The organism is Streptomyces sp. MI02-7b, assembly GCF_033793585.1.
Lineage (GTDB): Bacteria > Actinomycetota > Actinomycetes > Streptomycetales > Streptomycetaceae > Actinacidiphila.
On the sequence record NZ_JARAWX010000001.1, the window covers coordinates 272,457 to 291,116 of the forward strand.

15 protein-coding genes are annotated in these 18,660 nt (G+C 73.0%); 7 read left to right on the forward strand and 8 right to left on the reverse strand.

The window, feature by feature from the left end; genetic code table 11:
• The first annotated feature begins 2 nt into the window (after window positions 1–2).
• Window positions 3–1,400 carry a serine/threonine-protein kinase gene (locus tag PV364_RS01180; protein WP_319657638.1) on the forward strand — a complete coding sequence of 466 codons (1,398 nt, stop codon included), beginning with the start codon at window positions 3–5 and terminating at the stop codon, window positions 1,398–1,400.
• A 154-nt stretch (window positions 1,401–1,554) separates the two neighbouring features.
• Window positions 1,555–2,343, forward strand: coding sequence for a DUF4232 domain-containing protein (locus tag PV364_RS01185; protein ID WP_319657639.1), 789 nt, complete (start codon window positions 1,555–1,557; stop codon window positions 2,341–2,343).
• Window positions 2,344–2,380: 37 nt separating this feature from the next.
• Here the strand turns inward: PV364_RS01185 and PV364_RS01190 are convergent, their stop codons facing one another.
• On the reverse strand, window positions 2,381–2,848 hold the full coding sequence (locus PV364_RS01190; RefSeq protein ID WP_319657640.1) for an SRPBCC domain-containing protein: 468 nt from the start codon (window positions 2,846–2,848) through the stop codon (window positions 2,381–2,383).
• 410 nt (window positions 2,849–3,258) lie between these two features.
• Here PV364_RS01190 and PV364_RS01195 point away from each other — a divergent pair, with 410 nt between their 5' ends.
• Window positions 3,259–5,967, forward strand: coding sequence for a PQQ-binding-like beta-propeller repeat protein (locus PV364_RS01195; protein ID WP_319657641.1), 2,709 nt, complete (start codon window positions 3,259–3,261; stop codon window positions 5,965–5,967).
• A gap of 108 nt (window positions 5,968–6,075) precedes the next feature.
• On the opposite strand, the gene PV364_RS01200 is transcribed toward PV364_RS01195, so the two are convergent.
• Complete coding sequence (locus PV364_RS01200) at window positions 6,076–7,008, reverse strand: helix-turn-helix domain-containing protein (RefSeq protein ID WP_319657642.1); 933 nt, start codon at window positions 7,006–7,008, stop codon at window positions 6,076–6,078.
• Window positions 7,009–7,428: 420 nt separating this feature from the next.
• On the opposite strand from PV364_RS01200, the gene PV364_RS01205 reads away from it, so the two are divergent.
• Complete coding sequence (locus tag PV364_RS01205) at window positions 7,429–8,286, forward strand: LLM class flavin-dependent oxidoreductase (protein WP_319657643.1); 858 nt, start codon at window positions 7,429–7,431, stop codon at window positions 8,284–8,286.
• Between the two features lie 58 nt (window positions 8,287–8,344).
• Here PV364_RS01205 and PV364_RS01210 read toward each other — a convergent pair whose 3' ends face one another.
• Together PV364_RS01210 and PV364_RS01215 are read right to left on the reverse strand one after the other, a co-directional pair.
• Complete coding sequence (locus tag PV364_RS01210; protein ID WP_319657644.1) at window positions 8,345–8,764, reverse strand: PPOX class F420-dependent oxidoreductase; 420 nt, start codon at window positions 8,762–8,764, stop codon at window positions 8,345–8,347.
• A 131-nt stretch (window positions 8,765–8,895) separates the two neighbouring features.
• Window positions 8,896–9,234 (reverse strand): hypothetical protein, encoded by a 339-nt coding sequence (locus PV364_RS01215; protein ID WP_319657645.1) that lies wholly within the window; start codon window positions 9,232–9,234, stop codon window positions 8,896–8,898.
• Window positions 9,235–9,516: 282 nt separating this feature from the next.
• On the opposite strand from PV364_RS01215, the gene PV364_RS01220 reads away from it, so the two are divergent.
• On the forward strand, window positions 9,517–11,652 hold the full coding sequence (locus PV364_RS01220; RefSeq protein ID WP_415924514.1) for a SpoIIE family protein phosphatase: 2,136 nt from the start codon (window positions 9,517–9,519) through the stop codon (window positions 11,650–11,652).
• A 76-nt stretch (window positions 11,653–11,728) separates the two neighbouring features.
• On the opposite strand, the gene PV364_RS01225 is transcribed toward PV364_RS01220, so the two are convergent.
• Window positions 11,729–13,105 (reverse strand): lysine N(6)-hydroxylase/L-ornithine N(5)-oxygenase family protein, encoded by a 1,377-nt coding sequence (locus tag PV364_RS01225; RefSeq protein WP_319657646.1) that lies wholly within the window; start codon window positions 13,103–13,105, stop codon window positions 11,729–11,731.
• Between the two features lie 53 nt (window positions 13,106–13,158).
• On the opposite strand from PV364_RS01225, the gene PV364_RS01230 reads away from it, so the two are divergent.
• Both PV364_RS01230 and argB read left to right on the forward strand, forming a co-directional pair.
• Entirely contained in the window at window positions 13,159–14,106 is a 948-nt protein-coding gene (locus PV364_RS01230) for a methionyl-tRNA formyltransferase (protein WP_319657647.1), read from the forward strand.
• Window positions 14,103–15,113, forward strand: a complete 1,011-nt coding sequence (gene argB / locus PV364_RS01235) for an acetylglutamate kinase (protein WP_319657648.1) — start codon at window positions 14,103–14,105, stop codon at window positions 15,111–15,113. Before PV364_RS01230 ends, argB begins: the two co-directional genes overlap by 4 nt.
• Window positions 15,114–15,699: 586 nt before the next feature.
• On the opposite strand, the gene PV364_RS01240 is transcribed toward argB, so the two are convergent.
• Genes PV364_RS01240 through PV364_RS01250 form a run of 3 tightly spaced genes read right to left on the reverse strand, consistent with a single transcriptional unit; the run spans window position 15,700 to window position 18,639 of the window.
• Entirely contained in the window at window positions 15,700–16,545 is an 846-nt protein-coding gene (locus PV364_RS01240) for an ABC transporter ATP-binding protein (protein ID WP_319657649.1), read from the reverse strand.
• Window positions 16,546–16,549: 4 nt separating this feature from the next.
• Entirely contained in the window at window positions 16,550–17,611 is a 1,062-nt protein-coding gene (locus PV364_RS01245) for a FecCD family ABC transporter permease (protein WP_319657650.1), read from the reverse strand.
• Window positions 17,612–17,613: 2 nt separating this feature from the next.
• Window positions 17,614–18,639, reverse strand: a complete 1,026-nt coding sequence (locus PV364_RS01250) for an iron ABC transporter permease (RefSeq protein ID WP_319657651.1) — start codon at window positions 18,637–18,639, stop codon at window positions 17,614–17,616.
• Window positions 18,640–18,660: the final 21 nt, after the last annotated feature.

Below are 18,660 nucleotides of genomic sequence, written 5' to 3' on the forward strand. Positions count from 1 at the left end.
CTATGCCCCCACTTGATCAGATCGGCCGTTATCGGCTTGTGCGGCCGCTCGGAGCAGGGGCGTTCGCGATGGTGTGGCTCGCGCACGACGACACCCTGGAAGCCCCCGTCGCGGTCAAGGTGATGGCGGAGAACTGGGCGTACCGCCTGGATCTGCGCGAGCGCTTCCTCGCCGAGGCCCGGCTGCTGCGCAAGGCCGCCTCCAGCCGCCTGGTGCAGGTCTTCGACATGGGCGAACTTCCCGATGAACGCCCCTATTTCGTGATGGAGTACGCGGACCGGGGCACACTGGAGGATCTGCTGGCCGACGGCCCGCTCCCCCTCCACGACGCGCTGCGGCTGACCGCGGAGGCCGCCCGCGGTGTGGCGGCCCTGCACGAGGCAGGCGTGGTGCACCGGGACATCAAGCCGTCCAACGTCCTGATCGGCACCGCACGGGACGGCACGCAGCGTGTCCTGGTGGCCGATCTGGGTCTGGCCAAGGCGCTCGCCCAGGCGTCGGGCCTGACGATGGTCGCCGGGTCGGCCGGCTACATGGCGCCGGAGCAGGCGACCCCCGGCGGGGGCGTGGACGTGCGGGCCGACGTCTACGGGCTCGGGGCCGTCCTCTACCACCTGCTGACCGGGACGGTGCCCGGCCCTGCGGGGCGGATCACCCGGCCCGACCGGCTCCGCCCGGGCCTGCCGGCCGAGGTGCGGCGGGCGGTGCTGCGCGCTCTGCGGACCGACCGCAGGAAGCGCTGGCCGGACGCCGGGCGCTTCGCGGCCGAACTGGAGGCACTGGCCGCACGTCATGGCCGTCCCGTCGCCGGCGGGGCACTGCGGCGGCTCAGGGAGCGCCGGCGCGCTTCGGTGCTCGCGCTGTGCGCCGTGCTGGCGGCAGCGGCGACCGGCGCGGGCCTGCTCGCCACCCGTACCGCTCCGCCGCGGACCCCGGCGACGGTCGCGGTGAGCGACGCCACCGGGCGTATCACGGTGACGGTGCCCGCGTCGTGGAGCCGCGAACTGGTCGGGGGCGGGTGGAGCCCGAAGGCGCTGGGGCTGCCCGGTGCCCAGGAGCCCGGGCTCGTCATCGCCGCGGACGCCTCCCGCTGGCCGGACCTGGCGGCGCGGGTCGACGGCGTCTTCGTCGGACTGAGCGAGCACGGCGACCTCGCCGGCCGCGTCGGCGCCATCCGGCACGACCTCTGCCGCCGCCAGGAGTCCCGCGGTTACCACGGCACCAGGTGGCGCGGCCGGGTCCGGCACTGGACCGGGTGCGGCACCGCCGGGGGGTCGATCGACGAGATCAGCCTGGGTCGTGACGGCGCAGCCCAGCCCCAGGTGTACGTCCAGGTCAGGCAGGACGGTGGTGCCGACATGACCGACACCGTCCTCGGCGGCCTCGACGTCGATTCCTGATCATCACCGATCAGCACCGATCATCACCCGGAAAGACCGTGAACTTCTGCCGGGCCGGTGGCATCCCACTATGAGGAGGGTCGCCCTCCACTCCGAGGCCCGCCGACCGCGCGAGGCGTCGCGGCCGCACCACAGGACGGAAAGAGGAAAAGACGTGGCGAACCAGCACCACGACGTATCCCCGGCGCAGCACCATCGAGGCCGGCCGGCGCTCCCCGGCCGCCGCGCGCGCCGGGTCGGTGTCCCCGTCCTCCTGGGCGCGGCCCTCGCGACGGCGATCCTGACCGGTTGCGGGAAGGGCGGCGGCAGCGGCAACGTGAGCGCCCCGCAGACGCTCCCCGGCTCGGCGAGCCCGGCGAGCGGCGATGCGACGGACTCCGCCCCGGCGGACACGTCCTCCGCCGCGGCGCCGGGCACCACCACCTCCACCGCAACCGGCCCCACCGGCACGACCGGTACGACCGGCACGACGGCCACCGCGAACGGCGGCAGCGGCGGCACTGGGGCGACAGCGGCCGGCACCGGCCGCTGCCACACCGCGGACCTGCGCGCCTCCATCGGCCCGAACGACCCGGGCGCGGGCCAGGAGAACTTCCCGGTGGTCCTCACCAACCGGTCCTCCCGCACCTGCACCGTCTACGGGTTCCCGGGCCTGGCGTTCGTCAACGGCGCGGGACAGCAGGTGACGGTGGACCCCGAGCGGAACACCGGCCTGCCGAAGCAGCGGGTCACCCTGGCGCCGGGCGCGAGCGCCTGGTCGCCGATGTCGTTCAGCAACCCGGACATCACCGGGGTGACCACCGTGGTCCCGGCGGCCGTACTCGTCACGCCGCCGGACGAACGCACGTCCCTGCGCGTGCCGTGGAACGGCGGCAAGGTCTCCAACACCGGCAAGGCCTCGGTGCCGCGGCTCGGCCCCCTCCAGGCGGGCACGGGCGCCTGATCCCGCCGGGCCGCGCACGACGGCCCGGCGGCCCCCGTCACTCTCCCCCGGCGCCCTCGACCAGCCGGGCGAGGTGGTCCAGGGCCATCCGCGTACCCGTCTCGTTGTCCTCGCGGGGCACGACGTCGGGGATGCCCTCGTGCACGACGACGACGTCGGTCCCGCCGTCCACCGCGGTGAGCGACGTCGTCATCGTCATCGTGCCGCGCAGTGCGGCGTCGTCGGACTCGAACTCGACGACCTCGACGACCAGTTCGTCCGGGACCAGGCGCGCGAAGTGCCCGTGGTAGGTGTCCGTGTGCGCGTCGGACTTCCCCTCGGCCTGTTGCCCGTCGTACACGAGGGACACCCGGAATCGGCCGCCCTCGCGGGCCTCGAAGGCGTGGACGTGACCGCTCATACCGTCCGGGACGCGCCACCGTGCCACCGCCCGCGGGTCGAGGAGCGCCCGGTACACGGCGGCGGGGGTCGCCCGCACGCGGCGCGAGACCTGTGTGGAGTACATGCGGGCCACCCTAGAGGCCGGTCCGGCCGGAGCGCGCGTCCCATCGGGGCGAGGGGCGTGCCGGGCCGCTGCCGGCGCACTGGAAGGACAGTGCCAGACGCATGAACTTCCGTGCCACGCTCGGCAGGAGCCCGGGGGGACCATGGATGCCGCCACGCGCCTCGGCCGCGTACCGCGTCGCGACTCACGATCGATGGGGTCACCGGAACAGAATCCCTGGTCAGCGAGGAAGAGCCCGGCACCGAACCGACGAACCGTCAGCGAGGCCCTTCGGGAGGCAGACCCCCACCCGTCCCGCTTTCCGATGCGCCGAAGGCCGTGTTCCGTGCCCGGAAGGCGGCCTTCCGGTCCCGCAGGGCGTCCTTATGCTCTCGGTCGCAAGATCAGCAAGGATCGGGAGGTGCTTCTTCATGTCCATACCCCGCATGCCCGCCGCACGGCGAAAGCGGGTGCGTGCTCGTGTGGCCGGGATGGTGATGGCCGGACTCACGCTGGCCCTGCCCGCCACCGCCGCGACGGCGGCCTCCGCACCGTCCGCGGTCGCCACGGCCCCGGTCGCGCCGACGGCCGCCGCGGCCGACTGGCCGTACGCGGGAGGCGACCTCGGCGACACCCACAACGCGGCCGCCGAGCGTGCCGTCGGCACGGGCAACGTGGCCGGCCTGAAGCCCAAGTGGACCTTCACCACAGGGGACAGCGTCTCGGCGACGCCGACCGTGGTGGGCGGCTACGTGTACGCGCCGGACTGGGCAGGCAACCTCTACAAGGTGCAGGCGACGACCGGTCAGAAGATCTGGAGCCACCAGATCAGCGAGTACACCGGGATCGCCGGCGACATCTCGCGGCTCAGCCCCGCGTACTGGAAGGGCGAGCTCGTCACGGGCTCGGGCGAGCAGCGCGGCAACAGCACGGACGGCGCGTTCCTCTTCGGTGTCGACGCCCTGACCGGCACCAGGCTCTGGAAGACCCAGGTCGACGCGGACCCGGCCGCCATCGTGACGTCGTCGCCCGTCGTGGCCGACGGTGTCGTCTACGTCGGCGTGTCGTCCAAGGCCGAGAAATTCGCTCCGCCGTACACGTTCCGCGGCAGTGTCGTCGCCCTGGACGCCGTCACCGGCGAGAAGCTGTGGAAGACCTACGTGGTGCCCCAGGGCTACACCGGCGGTGCCGTGTGGGGCAGCAACCCGGTGGTCGACGAGAAGACCGGGCTGGTGTACGTCGGAACCGGCAACAACTACACCGTACCGTCCGGCGTCTGCACCTCCCCCGACGAGACCGACTGCGATCCCGGGGCGGCCGACAACTACCAGGACTCCATCGTCGCCTTCGACCTGCACACCGGCGAGATCGCCTGGGCCACCAAGACCCTGACCGCCGACACCTGGACGGTCGGCCAGCGGTTCGGTGACGACTTCGACTTCGGCTCCGCGCCCAACCTCTTCACCGCCACGGTCAACGGCAAGGCCACCGACCTGCTCGGCATCGGCCAGAAGAGCGGCGTCTACTGGACGCTCGACCCGGCCACCGGAAAGATCGTCTGGGCAACGGCGGTCGGCCCCGGCGGCAACCTCGGCGGCCTCCAGTGGGGCTCGGCGGCCGACGGCAAGCGCATATACGTCGCCAACACCAACACCAATCACCTGTCCGTCACCCTGACGTCCGCGACCGGGGAGAAGTCGACCACCACGGGCGGCTTCTGGGCCGCCCTCGACCCGGCCACCGGAAACATCCTGTGGGAGACCGCGACACCCGGCTCGGCGTCCCCCATGTCCTTCGTGTCCAGCGCGAACGGCGTCGTCTACGGCGGATCCACGAATCCGACCGGCACCAACATGTACGCCCTCGACGCCGCCACCGGCGCCGTCAAGTGGGGCTTCCCCAGCGGGGGCGCGGTCCTCGGCGGCGCGTCGATCGTGGACGGCTCGGTGTACTGGGGCTCCGGCTACCACACCCAGAACATGGGCCCGTTCTTCCCGGCCAAGGGTGACAACAACAAGCTCTACGCGTTCTCCCTGCCGCAGACCCTTCCGCAGACGGTCTACGTCTCGCCGACCGCCGTCGCCTCCGCGGCGGACACCAGTTGCAGCACTCCCGCCTTCAACTCGATCAACACGGCTGTCAAGGCGGTGGCCGCCGGCGGCCGGGTCGTCGTCTGCAACGGCACGTTCCACGAGGACGTCGCGGTCACCAAACCGCTCGCCCTCGAAGCCCGTTCGAACGTCACCATCGACGCCACCGGCCTGATCAACGGCATCGAGATCAGCGCGCCCGACGTCACGGTGACCGGGTTCACGGTGAAGAACGCCGTCGGTGAGGGAATCCTCGTCAACAGTGTGAAGAACGCGACCATCGCGAACACCATCGTCTCGGGCAACAACACCGGCACGGGCCCGAACGCCGTCGCCAACTCCTACGCCCTGTGCCAGGGGACGGCCGGTGAGCCCGGCGACTGCGGCGGAGGCATCCACCTGCTCGGCAGCTCCAACGCCACCGTGCTGGCGAGCACCGTCAGCGGCAATGGCTCCGGGATCGTCATCAGCGACGAGACCGGTCCCGCGTCGGGCAGCACGTTCAGCGGCAACTCCGTGCACGGCAACGCGTCGGGATCAGGCTTCACCCTGGTCTCCCGCAACGGCTCGGCGGCTCCCGGAGGTGTCCGCGCCCCCGGCGCCGCAGGCGTCTTCGGCAACACCATCACCGGCAACAACGTCTTCGACAACGGACTTGAGGCGGGCGGAGGCGGGGTCACCCTCGCGTCGGCCGTGGCCGGCGGCGGGGTCTACGGCAACACCGTGCAGAGCAACGTCATGACCGGCAACGGCTGGGCGGCCGTGACCGTGCACGGCACCGCGTCCGGGCAGGACCTCGGCGGCAACGTCGTCAGCACCAACCAGATCGGCACCAACAACATTGTCGGCGACACCGACACCGGCGCCACCGACGACCTGCGGACCACGGGTCTCCTTGTGAGCACGGTGGACCCGATGTCCGTCCAGATCACCGGAAACACCATCTCCAACAACGTCCTCGGCATCTGGACGCACGGCCCGGTCACGGCGGCCGACGCCGCCGGCGCCAACAACTACAGCAACGTCACCACCCCGGTGTCGGCCCACTAGAACCACCTGGGCCCACCGCGCGCCGCGTCCTGCCGATGACTGATCCGGGCAGGACGCGGCGGGCGTCCGCCCGCGTCCCGGAGCGGGAGGCACCGCTCCTTCGCCCCACTACTGAGCGAACGAACTCGGATTCTCGCCGAACTGGCGCTTGAAGGAGCGGCTGAAGTGACTCACATCGGCGAAGTGCCAGCGAGCCGCCACCGCCGAGACGGTGTACCTCCCGTCCATGGCGACGAGTTCCTCGCGTGCGCGCTCCAAACGGCGGCGTCGCACATAGGCCATCAGGGATTCGTCCGCCTCGGCGAACGCCCGGTGCAATGTGCGCACGGAGACGGACAGGGTCCTCGCTATCTCGGCGGGAGACAGGTGAGGGTCCAGAAGGCGGGCTTCGACGCAGTCGCGGGCAGCCGCGCGGAGCGAGGGCCGGAAGGCCGAGTCGGCGGAAACCCCACGGGCCATGATGGCGCCGGCCAGCAATTGCAGTACGGACTGCTGGGCGGCCCGGACGCCCGCCGGACTCAAGTCACCCCGGGTCCGGCGGATCAGATGCAGCTGCCCCGTCAGCAGCCGCGCCTCGGGGGCGTTCTGGGAGATGAGCGTGAGTGACGGCAACTGATCGAGCCCGGTGTCGGCCAGTGCTTCGGACGGCAGCAGCAGCACGCGCGCCCGTGAACCGGGCCGGTAGGCGAACTCCCGGGGGACCTGCGCGTCCCGTACGCACAGCGTGCCCGGTGGGACGTGAACGGTACGGCCTGCCTCGGTCAGGCTCAGTCCGCCGCTGTTCATGATGTGAACCACCGTGCGGCGCTCCGTGGCTCGTTTCATTCCTATGACGCCTTCCACAGCGTCGCCGTATTGTTCGCTGACCGCGATATCTCCGATCGCGGAGGATTCCACCCAGCACCGGTAATGGCCTGTCGTGTACTGCTTGGGGACTCGCAACGAGTGCACATGCCAAGGTCGGGCGTCGTTCAGGATCCGCCAGCGCTGTCTCAGCAATTCGTCGCGCCGCGCATCCGTCAGGGCGACCTCGATGCGCATTCGAGGTGAACTGGAATGAGACGGCGGGTCGACGCACGAGGTGCCTGACATATTCACGTCGAAATTCTATCCGACCGCCTGTCCGCGATGACGAACCGGGAAGACAGCGGCGTCCACGCCCCTGTCATCCCGTGCCTCGAATTACGGACGACGAACTGTTCACGCCTCGTGGAGGCTGTTTTCGGACAGCCTCCCCGCGCAGCGGGCGGCTGCGGCACGTTCGGCCGCGACACGGGGCAGACGCCGGTGTCCGGTCGAATTCGGTGCCCCGAAGCGGCTGACCCGCGGGCGCACGGTCCTTCGCTCGCCGGCCCGCGCGGCTCCCCGCCCTCACCCTCCCGGCCGCTCCCCGGTCGCGGCGGGGCCCGGCGTGCCGCAATGTGCCGTACGGCCTCGCACCGCACCCTGGAGGGATCGCACATGAAGATCGGCATCGGGCTGCCCAACCACGTGCGCGACGTGCCGCCCGACCTGGTGCCCGCCTGGGCCGCGCGTGCCGAGCAGGCGGGCTTCGCCTCCCTCGGATCGGTGGGCCGGATCAGCTATCCGGGCGTCATGGACACCGTCGCCCTGGCCGCGGCCGCCGGGGCGACCGGCACGATCGAGCTCATCAGCACCATCCTGATCGGTCCGGTCTGGCCCCCGGACCTGCTGGCCAAGGAGGTCGCCGGCATCGACGGCGTCTCGGGCGGCAGGTTCACGCTCGGGCTCGGCCTCGGCGGCCGGCTCGACGACTTCCTCGCCGAGGGCCCCGGCGCGCACGGCCGGGCCGCGCGCATGGAGCGCGACATCGAGGAGTACCGCAGGATCTGGCGCGGCGGGACGCCACCGGGGGCCGCCAACCCCCTCGTGCCCGCAGGCACGCGCGGGGACATCCCGGTCCTGCTCGGCGGCCTCACCCCGAAGGCGTACCGGCGGGCCGCACTGATCGCCGACGGCTTCATCGGCGCCTCGATGGCGCCCGCGGTGGTGGCCCCCCCGTTCGAGGCGGTCAGGAAGGCCTGGCGGGAGGCCGGCCGCGCGGGCTCGCCCCGGCTCGTGGCCCTCGCGTACTTCGTACTCGGGGACCCGGAGGCGGGACGCGCCCATGTGCGGGACTACTACCGGTCCGGGGGCGAGGAGATGGCCTCGGCGATCACCGCGGGCGTCAGTTGCGGGGCCGACGCGGTCAGGGCGGCTGTGCGGGCCTTCGCCGACATCGGCGCTGACGAGCTGGTCCTCAACCCCACCGTGGCCGATCCGGACGAGATCGCGCGCCTCGCGGACTCCGTGCTCTGAACGGCCGGGGCCCCCGCGCACCGGGGCCCGCTGCAGGGCGGACCCCGGTGGGCGGCGGTCAGCCGATCTGGTCGTTGTCCTTCTGGGCGCCCCAGCCGTGCCAGCGGTCGATCTCGACCAGGGCGCTGTACCGCAGGCGGTCCCGGATCGGGTAGGGCTTGCCCAGGTACTGCCGGGCCAGCCGGTCGATGTCGGCCAGGTCCTTGTCCTCCAGCAACTCGGCGACACGGCCGATGATCGTGACGTGGGTGTACCAGTCGTCCTTGTCCAGCACGGTCAGCGTGACGCGGGGATCGTTGCGGAGGTGGTCGAGCCGCTTGCGGCCCTCGTCCATGTTGAGCAGGATCCGGCCCTCGTCCCACAGGTACCAGGTGGCGGTGGACACCGGCTGGCCGTCGGCACGCAGCGTCGCGAGCACCGCCGGATTGGGCTTCCTCAGCAGGGCGATCGCGGCTTCGGGAAGCGGTGGCTTGGACACGGGGGGCTCCTCTTCGGTGATGCGCCGGTCTGTCCGCCCACCGTGCCACACGCCGGGCCGCCGCACCGCTCGGCAGCCGCTGTGTCGCACCGGGCGGGCGCGCACCCGCGGCGCCGGCCCGTCCACGGCGGTCAGCCGGCCGTCCAGCCTTCGTCCAGGCAGGCCTTGGCGAAGGCGTCGGCGCCCATCTGCCACGTCTGCGCGTCGTTGGTGGCGCCCTGGACGAGGGTGCCGGACATGTTCCGGACCGACTCGACCGCGGACGTCTTCGCGGCCTCGCGCACCCGTGCGGCCAGCTTCGACCGGGCGTCGACCGTCCCGGTCTCCTTGTAGCCGTGCGCGAACAGGTCGCAGGCCCGCTGGCCGGGCCCGTCCAGGCGGTGCGGGGGGTCGGCGGTGTCGTCGCCGCACGCGGGGACGGCAAGGAGTGCGGCGGCGGCCAGGACGGTGGCCGCGGTGCGTGTACGCATTCGGGCATGATGACGCCAGAAAGGCGCGGGCCGTCGGATGTGCGTGTTCCGCGACGCGTCGGAGCGCCGTGCGGCGCGGTGCACCGCCGTGGGCCCGTCGGGGTGCCGTCCTCCCGGGGCGGACATAAGGTCCGAATGTGAGTCATGGCCGGTGCGAGGGGTGCGGCGCCTCAGGACCGGACTCCGCTTCGCGGGGCCGCCGGTGCTGCCGCGCCGCGCCTCCGCACGCGGCGCCCCGGGTACGGCTGATGCCCCTGCCCGCCGCCGGGAGCGGGTGACGACGTGGAGGCCGCGCATGGCTGCGGGGAGTCCGCGGATCGCGGCCCGGACGCGGTCGTCCCCGACTTGATCGCGGTCGTACGGGAGACCCGGGCGTCCGTGGGCGCGGTGTACCTGCTCGAGCAGGGTGAGTGCGTGCTGCGCCTGGCGGCGCTCACCGGGCTGTCCTGGCGGATCGCGGCGCCGTGGGCGAGGGTCGCGCTGACGGACCGTGCCCCGGTGGCCGACGCCGTGCGCGAGCGGCGCGGGGTGTGGCTGGGCAGCCCGGAGGAACTGGCACGTCATTACCCGAGGCTCGCGCTGATCCTGCCGCACCGCTTCCTGCTCGCGGCCGCCCCGATCGCCTCCGGCGCCACCGCGTGGGGCGGGCTGGTCCTCCAGTGGCCCGGCACCCACCCGCCGCGGTTGAGCGCGCACGAGACCGAGGCGATGCACCGCGCCTGCGACTCCCTGACCGCGCTGCTGCGCCACGCCGCCGCGGACGGCCACCCGGTACGGGCCGGGGCCCGGCCGCGGCTGCTGCCGCCCCCGCGGCCGCGGACGGTCTGGCCCGCCGAGGCGCAAGCCGCGGCCGACTTCGCGGAGCGGCTGCCCGGCGGCTGCTGCACGCTGGACGTGGACGGGCGCATCGCCTTCGTCACCACAGCCGCGGCCGAACTGCTCGGCGCCGGCGTCCCCGAACTGCTGGGCGCCCGGCTCTGGCAGGCGCTGCCGTGGCTGGACGCCGCGGCGGTCGAGGGCCACTACCGCGGCGCGCTGATCAGCCGGCAGGCCACGTCCTTCACGGCGCTGCGCCCACCGGACCGGTGGCTGGCCTTCCACCTGTACGCGGACGGCTGGGGCGTCAGCGTCCGGCTCGTGCCCGCCGACGACGCCGCGGACCCGTCCGGCGTGCTGCGGCCCGCGCCCCCGGCCGAGCCCGGACGGGGCACCGGGCTCTACCAGTTGATGCACCTGGCCGCCACGCTGACCGAGGCCGTCGGGGTGCAGGACGTGGTGGAGCAGACCGCCGACCAGTTGCTGCCCGCCCTGGGGGCGCAGGCGCTCGCGCTGATGACCGCGGAGGAGGGCAGGCTCCGGATCATGGGCTACCGCGGCTACCCCGCCGAGTTGATGGACCGCTTCGACGGCGCGCCGCTGGCCTCGTCCACGCCCGCCGCGCGGGTCCTGGCCACCGGCATCGCCTCCTTCTTCGCCGACTGGGCGGAGCTGAAGCAGGCACACCCGCCGGCGGACATCGACGACCGCATGAGCGCATGGGCCTTCCTGCCGCTGATCACGTCCGGCCGCCCCGTGGGCTCGCTGGTGCTCGGCTACGACCGGCCCCGTCCCTTCACCGTGGAGGAGCGGACCCTGCTGACCTCGGTGGCCGGCCTGGTCGCCCAGGCGCTGGACCGCGCACGCCTCTACGACTCCAAGGACCGCCTCGCCCACGCCCTGCAGGCCGGGCTGCTGCCTCAGGTACTGCCCCGGATCGCGGGGCTGGACATCGCCGCGCGCTATCTGCCGGCCGGGCGCGGCATGGGGATCGGCGGCGACTTCTACGACCTCATCCGCCTGGAGGGCCACTGCGCCGCCGCGGCGATCGGCGACGTCCAGGGCCACAACGTGAACGCCGCGGTGCTGATGGGGCAGGTCCGCACCGCCGTCCACGCCACGGCGGGGGCGCCGCCCGGCGAGGTCCTGGCCCGCACCAACCGGGTCCTGACCGATCTGGACTCCGGACTGTTCACCAGTTGCCTGTACGTCCACCTGGACCTGGTCCGGCACCGGGCGCGCCTGGCGACGGCGGGCCACCTGCCCCCGCTGCTGCGCCACCCCTGCGGCCGGACCGAGGTGCTCGACCTGCCGCCGGGACTGCTGCTCGGCATCGACCCGGCGGCCGAATACCCGTCCACCGAGATCCCGTTGCCGCCCGGGGCGGTGCTGGCGCTGTACACCGACGGCCTGGTGGAGTCGCCCGGCGTGGACCTCGGGCAGGCCATCGCCGCGCTCGGCGACCGGCTGGCGGACGCGGGGGACGCCGCCGGCCGGGGCATCGAGCTCCTCGCGGACACGCTCGTCCGGCGGGCGGAGCAGTCCACCGCCCGCAGTGACGACGTCGCCCTGCTGCTCATCCACCCGCACCGGGACGGCTGAACGGCGGTGCCACGGAGCCCGGTGTCCCGGCGCGGGGGCGCTGCCCGGGTCCTGCCGGCTCTCCCGGACGGCGCGGTCAGGCGCCGTGCCGTCCGGCCGGCACGGCGCCGCCGCGGCGGCGGGCGACCAGCGAGTCCAGGATCTCGCCGGCCCGAACGGCCGTGGTGGACAGCAGGGTCGAGGCCAGCCCGTGCGTGTGCTCGGTACCGCCCTGCAGGTAGATCCCCGCGGTGACCTCGGGCGCGACCTCGACGCGGTGGTCCCGGCCGACCCGGACGGCGTCGCCGTCGTCGCGCAGGCAGATCTTCGCCGACTCGCCGAGGAGGACGGAGATGTCCTTGGACCGGTAGCCGGTGGCGTGGACGAGGATGTCGGCAGGCAGGGTGCTGCGCTCCCCCGTCGGCAGGAACTCCACGCTGATGTCGAGGCGGTCGTCGAGCACGTCGACCGCGCGGATGCGGGAGACGTTCAGGAAGCGGAGCCGTTCGCGGCCCTGGACCTTCTCGCGGTAGGAGGTCGCGTACAGGGCCTCGATGAGGTCCATGTCGACCACCGAGTAGTTGGTACTGCGGTGGTAGTCGAAGAGCGACTGCTTCACCTCGGAGGGGGCGTCGTAGTAGACGTCGACCGCCTCGGGGTCGAAGATCCGGTTGGCGAAGGGGCTGTCGTCGGCGGGCGTGTAACCGTACTTGGCGAAGACCGCGCAGACCTCCGCGTCGGGGAAGGTGCGGTGCAGGTAGTCGACCGCCTCGGCGGCGCTCTGGCCGGCGCCGAGGACGACGGCGCGTCGCACCGGCTCCCCGCTCGCGGCGAGTCCGGCGACGCGGGGCAGCAACTGGCTGTTGTGCCAGATCCGCTCGGACAGCTCGGTTCCCGGGGGCAGGTGCGGTTCGAGGCCGACGGCCACGCTGATGTTGCGGGCCCGGTGGATGACGGTGCGCCCGGGGTCCCGGGGGTCCTGGCACACCACGTCGAGGTGGTCGATCCCGCCGTCGTCACCGCGGACCGGCGTGATCGACAGCACCTCGGAGGAGTAGTCGACCAGGTGGGCCAGGCGTGCGGCGGCCCACTCGAAGTACTCGTGGAACTCCACCCGGAGCGGGAAGAGCGTCTTCTGGTTCAGGAAGTCGACCAGCCTGCCCTGCTCGCGCAGGTAGCACAGGAAGCTGAAGTCACTCGTCGGGTTCCGCATGGTGACCAGGTCCTTGAGGAAGGACACCTGCATCGTCGCGTCGTCGATCAGCATGCCGCGGTGCCATCCGAAGCGGGGCTGCCGTTCCAGGAAGCCGGCCTCGATCCGCTCGGAAGCGGGACGTTGGGCGTTGTACTCCTCGATGGCTATGGCCAGAGCCAGATTTGACGGCCCGAAACCGATTCCCAGGACGTCGTGGATGATGTCCGGCTCACTGCGCGGTGGTGTCACCGTTGCATCGCCTCCCTCAGCGCGCCACATAATAGATAAGGTAAGGCTAACCTTGCAATATTGCTCCGTCGAAGGGGAGACACATGCGGGTCGTCATGTTCGGCTATCAGACCTGGGGACACCGGACGCTGCAGGCCTTGCTGGAGTCGGATCACGAGGTCGTCCTCGTCGTGACCCACCCCAGGAGCGAGCACGCGTACGAGAAGATCTGGGACGACTCGGTGGCCGAACTGGCCGAGAAGCACGGCGTGCCCGTGCTGCTCCGCAACCGTCCGGACGACCCCGAACTGCTGGAGGCGGTCCGGGCCGCGGCGCCGGACATCATCGTCGCCAACAACTGGCGCACCTGGCTGCCGCCGGAGATCTTCGACCTGCCGCCGCACGGCACGCTCAACGTGCACGACTCGCTGCTCCCCGCCTACGCGGGCTTCTCCCCGATCATCTGGGCGCTCATCAACGGCGAGGACCGCGTCGGCGTCACCGCGCACCGGATGGACGCCGAACTGGACGCCGGCGACATTCTGTTGCAGCGCTCGACACCGGTGGGCCCGCGGGACACCGCCACCGACCTCTTCCACCGCACCGTGGACATGATCTCCCCGCTCGTGCGCGAGTCCCTGGACCTGATAGCGTCCGGCACCGCCCAGTGGCAGCCGCAGGACCGCTCCCGCGCGAGCTTCTTCCACAAGCGGTCGGTCGAGGACGGCCGGATCGACTGGAACTGGCCGGCCGAGGACCTGGAACGCCTGGTACGGGCCCAGTCGGACCCGTACCCGAACGCCTTCACGTACCACCGCGGCGAGCGCATCAGGATCGTGTCCGCGGCCGTCTCCCGGGCCCGCTACGGCGGGACGCCCGGCCGTGTCTTCATCCGGGAGGGCGACGGGGTCGTGGTCGTCGCCGGCGCGGACGCGCGCGGCGGGCACCGCCCGGGACTGCTGGTCCGCACGGTCCGCACCGACGACGGGACCGAACACCCGGCCGGCGACTGGTTCCGCTCCATGGGCGGCTACCTGACGTCCCGTCCGTGACGACGGCTCTCGCGGGCCCCGGTCCGCACGCGGGGCTCCGCGGCCTCCGGGGGCGCACGGTCGTCGTGAAGGTCGGCGGCAACGCCATGGGCGAGGACACCCCGCTGCGCACCGTCGCGCAGGACGTCGTCCGCCTGCGGCGGACCGGGGTGCGGGTCGTGGTGGTGCACGGCGGCGGGCCGCAGATCAGCGCCCAACTGGACCTGGCGGGCATCGAGGCACGCTTCGTGGGCGGGCTGCGGGTCACCACCCCCGAGGTCCTGGACGTCGTGCGGATGGTCCTGGCCGGAAAGGTGCAGCGCGACCTCGTCGGGCTGCTCAACGAGCACGGCCCGTACGCGGTCGGTCTCACCGGCGAGGACGCGCACACGCTGACCGCGGTGCGGCGCTACGCGGACGTCGACGGCGAGAACGTCGACATCGGCCTGGTCGGCGAGGTGACGGAGGTCAACACGGCGGCCGTGGACGTGCTCATGGACCACGGCCACATCCCCGTGGTGTCCTCGCTCGGCAGGGGCGCGGACGGCCAGGTCTACAACGTCAACGCGGACGCGGCCGCCGGGGCGCTGGCCGCCGCGCTCGACGCCGAGGCCCTGGTCGTCCTCACGGACGTGCCGGGGCTGTACGCGGACTGGCCGCGCCGGGAACGGGTCCTGGACCGGCTCACCGCGGCCGAGTTGGAGTCGATGCTGCCCGCGCTCGGCGGCGGCATGGTGCCGAAGATGGAGAGCTGCCTGCGGGCGGTGCGGGCGGGTGTCCGCTCCGCCCGGGTCCTGGACGGCCGCGCCCCGCACGCCCTGCTGCGGGCGCTGGTCGGCGACCGCGGGACCGGCGGGACGACCGTCCTGCCGGACCAGGGCCCGCCGTCACCTTCCCTGGGAGGTGCCCCCACCCCGCGGCGCCTGGCACGGCACTCCGCCTGGCGATCCACCGCGCCTGGGGACATCTCCCGGCGGCAGCCGGGGGAACCGCGGGGCCGGCCCTCCGGGCGGCCGGCGCCCATGTGACGACCGGGCCGAGCGCGCTGACCTCACGGCTGCGCCGGGGCGGCCGGACCGCGGTCGACCGCGACCGTCCGCCCCGGCGGCTGCCCTTCCGGATGCGGCACCGGCCGCCGGGCGGAGGCGCCGTCGGCGAGCCACTCGGGCACCGATGCCGACCGCCGGTCAGCCGGCCGGCCTCTGCGATCCCGTCGCCCTCGTCTCCCGGCTCTGGGAGGATGCGACCTCCCTCGGCGGCGAACCGGGCCGGGCCGGCCTCGACGACCACCAGGAGGTGGGACTCGGGAACGTCCTCGGCCGGCTGGGTCACTTCCGTGTCCGCGTGGCTGCCCGTGCGGTCGCCTCGATCAGCAGGGGATGCGAGGGAGCCGCGTCCGCGAAGACGCCGTCCTCCGGCTCTTCGGCGAACGTCACGTGCACGAAGGAGGTCGGCGCCCCGGTGATCGACGAGTGGGGACGCGTGCTCTCCGCTGCCTGCCGACTCGGCCTTCTGCCGGGCCGGGACCGTTTCTGCGGGGCGACCACGTCGCAGGCAGGCATGGACGGCTCCGGACCCGGCGCGAACCCCGTACCCGCACCGTCGGTCGCCGGGTCACTCCGCGGCGACGCGGACCGCGTCGTGGTGCCTTCCCATGGGGATCACCAGCGGGGTCCCGCTCACCGGGTCGGTCGTGATCCGGCAGCGCAGGTCGAAGACGTCCTCGACCGTGGCGGCGGTGACCACCTCGGCCGGCGGCCCCTCGGCGGCGATCCGCCCGGACTTCATGGCGATGACGTGGTCGGCGTACCGGCAGGCCTGGTTGAGGTCGTGCAGGACCATGACCACGGTGCGGCCCTCACGGCGGTTGAGGTCCGTGATGAGGTCGAGGACGTCGATCTGGTGGGCCAGGTCGAGGTAGGTGGTGGGCTCGTCCAGGAGCAGCACGGGGGTCCCCTGGGCGACGGCCATGGCGATCCAGGCGCGCTGGCGCTGGCCGCCGGACAGCTCGTCGACCGCACGGTCGGCCAGGTCGGCCATGCGGGTCGCCGCCAGGGCCTCGTGGACGGCGAGTTCGTCCGCCTTCGACCACTGCCGCCACCAGTTCTGGTGGGGTGAACGGCCGCGGCTGACCAGGTCGAAGACGGTCAGCCCCTCGGGCGCGACCGGAGTCTGCGGCAGGATGCCGAGGCGCTGGGCCAGTTCGCGGGTGGGCAGCGAGCGCAGCGCGCGGCCGTCGAGTTCCACGGTGCCCTGGCGGGGGGCCAGCAGGCGTGCCAGGGCACGCAGCAGGGTGGACTTGCCGCAGGCGTTGGCCCCGACGATCGCGGTGATGCGGCCGGAGGGTACGACGAGGTCGAGGTCCTCGACGACGAGCCGCTGATCGTAGGCCAGGTGCAGCCCGCGGGCCCGCAGTTCGGGCTGCGCGGCCGGGGCCGGGGCGGAGTCGGTGGTCGCCATGTGTTCAGCCTCCTGAGCCCGCGCGGTTGGCGCGGATGAGCAGCCAGAGCAGGACCGGCGCGCCGATGACGCCGGTGACGATCCCGACCGGGAGTTCCGTGCCGGGGATCGCTTCACGCGCGATGAGGTCGGAGCCCAGCACGACCAGGGCTCCGGTCAGCCCGGAGGCGACCAGGGGCGGCCACGCCGTGCCGGCCATCCGCTGGGCGATCTGCGGGGCGGCCAGCGCGACGAACGCGACCGGGCCCGCCGCGGCGGTGCCGAAGGCGATCAGCCCGACGCCGACGAGCAGCAGGGCGAGCCGCACCGGCTGCACGGGGGTGCCGAGTCCCGCGGCGACGTCGTCGCCGAGTTGGAGGGTGCGCATCCAGCGGCCCATGCCGAGGGCGAGCGGCACGAGGACGGCCGTCGCGACGGCGAGCAGGTCGACCTGGTCCCACGTGCGGCCGTTGAGGTTGCCGACCAGCCAGCCGAGGGCGGCCTGGGCCTCGAACCGCTCGCCGCGGGCGACGAGGTAGTCGGTGGCACTGGTGCAGATCCAGGAGACGCCGATGCCGACGAGGATGATGCGGTACCCGGTGGCACCGCCCTTCCAGGCCAGCGCGTACACCAGCAGCGCGGTCACCAGCGCGCCCAGCAGACCGAGGCCCTGCGTGCCGAGCCCGCCGTCCCAGCCGAGCACGATGCCGGCCACCACGGCGGTGCCGGCCCCCTCGGTGAGGCCGATCATGTCGGGGCTGGCCAGCGGATTGCGGGTCATGGTCTGGTACAGCGCACCGGAGATGCCGAAGGCGATGCCGACGAGCAGCCCGGTCAGCGCGCGCGGCAGCCGCAACTCCCGGACGACCAGGACCGTTCCGGGGTCGCCGGCGCCGGTGAGGGCCTCGACGACGTCGCCGAGCCCGATCGGGTAGTCACCGAGGGAAACCCCCCAGCAGAAGAGCAGGAACACCGCGACGGCCAGGGCGGCGCACAGGACGACGAGCCGGGGCCGCAGCACGCCGGAGACCGGCGGGGCCGTGAGCCGGTAGGGCCTGCGGCCCCGGAGGAGGGCGAGGGCGGTCACGTTCAGACCTCCGCGAGTTTGCGCCGGCGGATCAGGGCGATGAAGAACGGGCCGCCGATGAAGGCGACGAGCACCCCGGCCTGGATCTCGGTGGGCCGTGCCACGACCCGGCCGAGGATGTCGGCGGTGAGCAGCAGGACCGGCGCGAGCGCGGCCGAAAGCGGCAGCAGCCAGCGGTGGTCGGGGCCGACGCCCGCGTACTGGGCGAGCACCCGGGCGACATGCGGCACCACCAGGCCGAGGAAGACCACTGGGCCGATCACCGCGACCGCGGCGCCGGTCAGCAGCATGACGGCGGTGAGGCCCTGAAGTCTCACCAGGCCGAGCCTGCGGCCGAGGGAGGCCGCGACGTCGTCGCCGAGCGCCAGGCTGTTGAGCGCGGGGGCGGCGGCGAGCGCGAGCACCGCCCCGATCACCAGGAACGGCACGATGGCACGGACGACGCCCCCGTCCTGGTCGGCGAGGGTGCCGGCGGACCAGAAGCGGTAGCGGTCCAGGGCGTCGGGGTCGGTGAGGACGATCGCGTTGGTGAGCGAGAACAGCAGGAAGGTGACGGCCACTCCGGCCAGGGCCAGCTTCACCGGGGTCGCGCCGGACCGTCCCGTCCTGCCGAGCAGGAAGACCAGGACACTGGTGGCGAGGGCGCCCGCGAAGGCGAACCAGATGTGGCCGTACAGCGATCCGGCGCCGAACAGGGCGATGGCGACGACGATCCCGAAGGACGCGCCGGCGCTGACGCCGAGGATTCCGGGGTCGGCGAGCGGGTTGCGGGTGAGGGCCTGCATGAGCGCGCCGGACAGGCCGAGCGCGGCGCCCGCGGTCAGGCCGAGAACGGTGCGCGGGACGCGGACCGTCCAGACGATGTTGTCGACAAGCCGGCTCGGGGGGTGGCCGAACAGTGACCGGACCACCTGGTCCGGCGGGATGTCCACGGCCCCGAGTCCGATCGACAGCAGGCACAGCCCGGTCAGTACGGCGACGAGCAGGACGACGAGCAGGACGGGACGCAGTCCTCTGCGCGCGGTCACCGGCCAGGCTCCACAGCCACC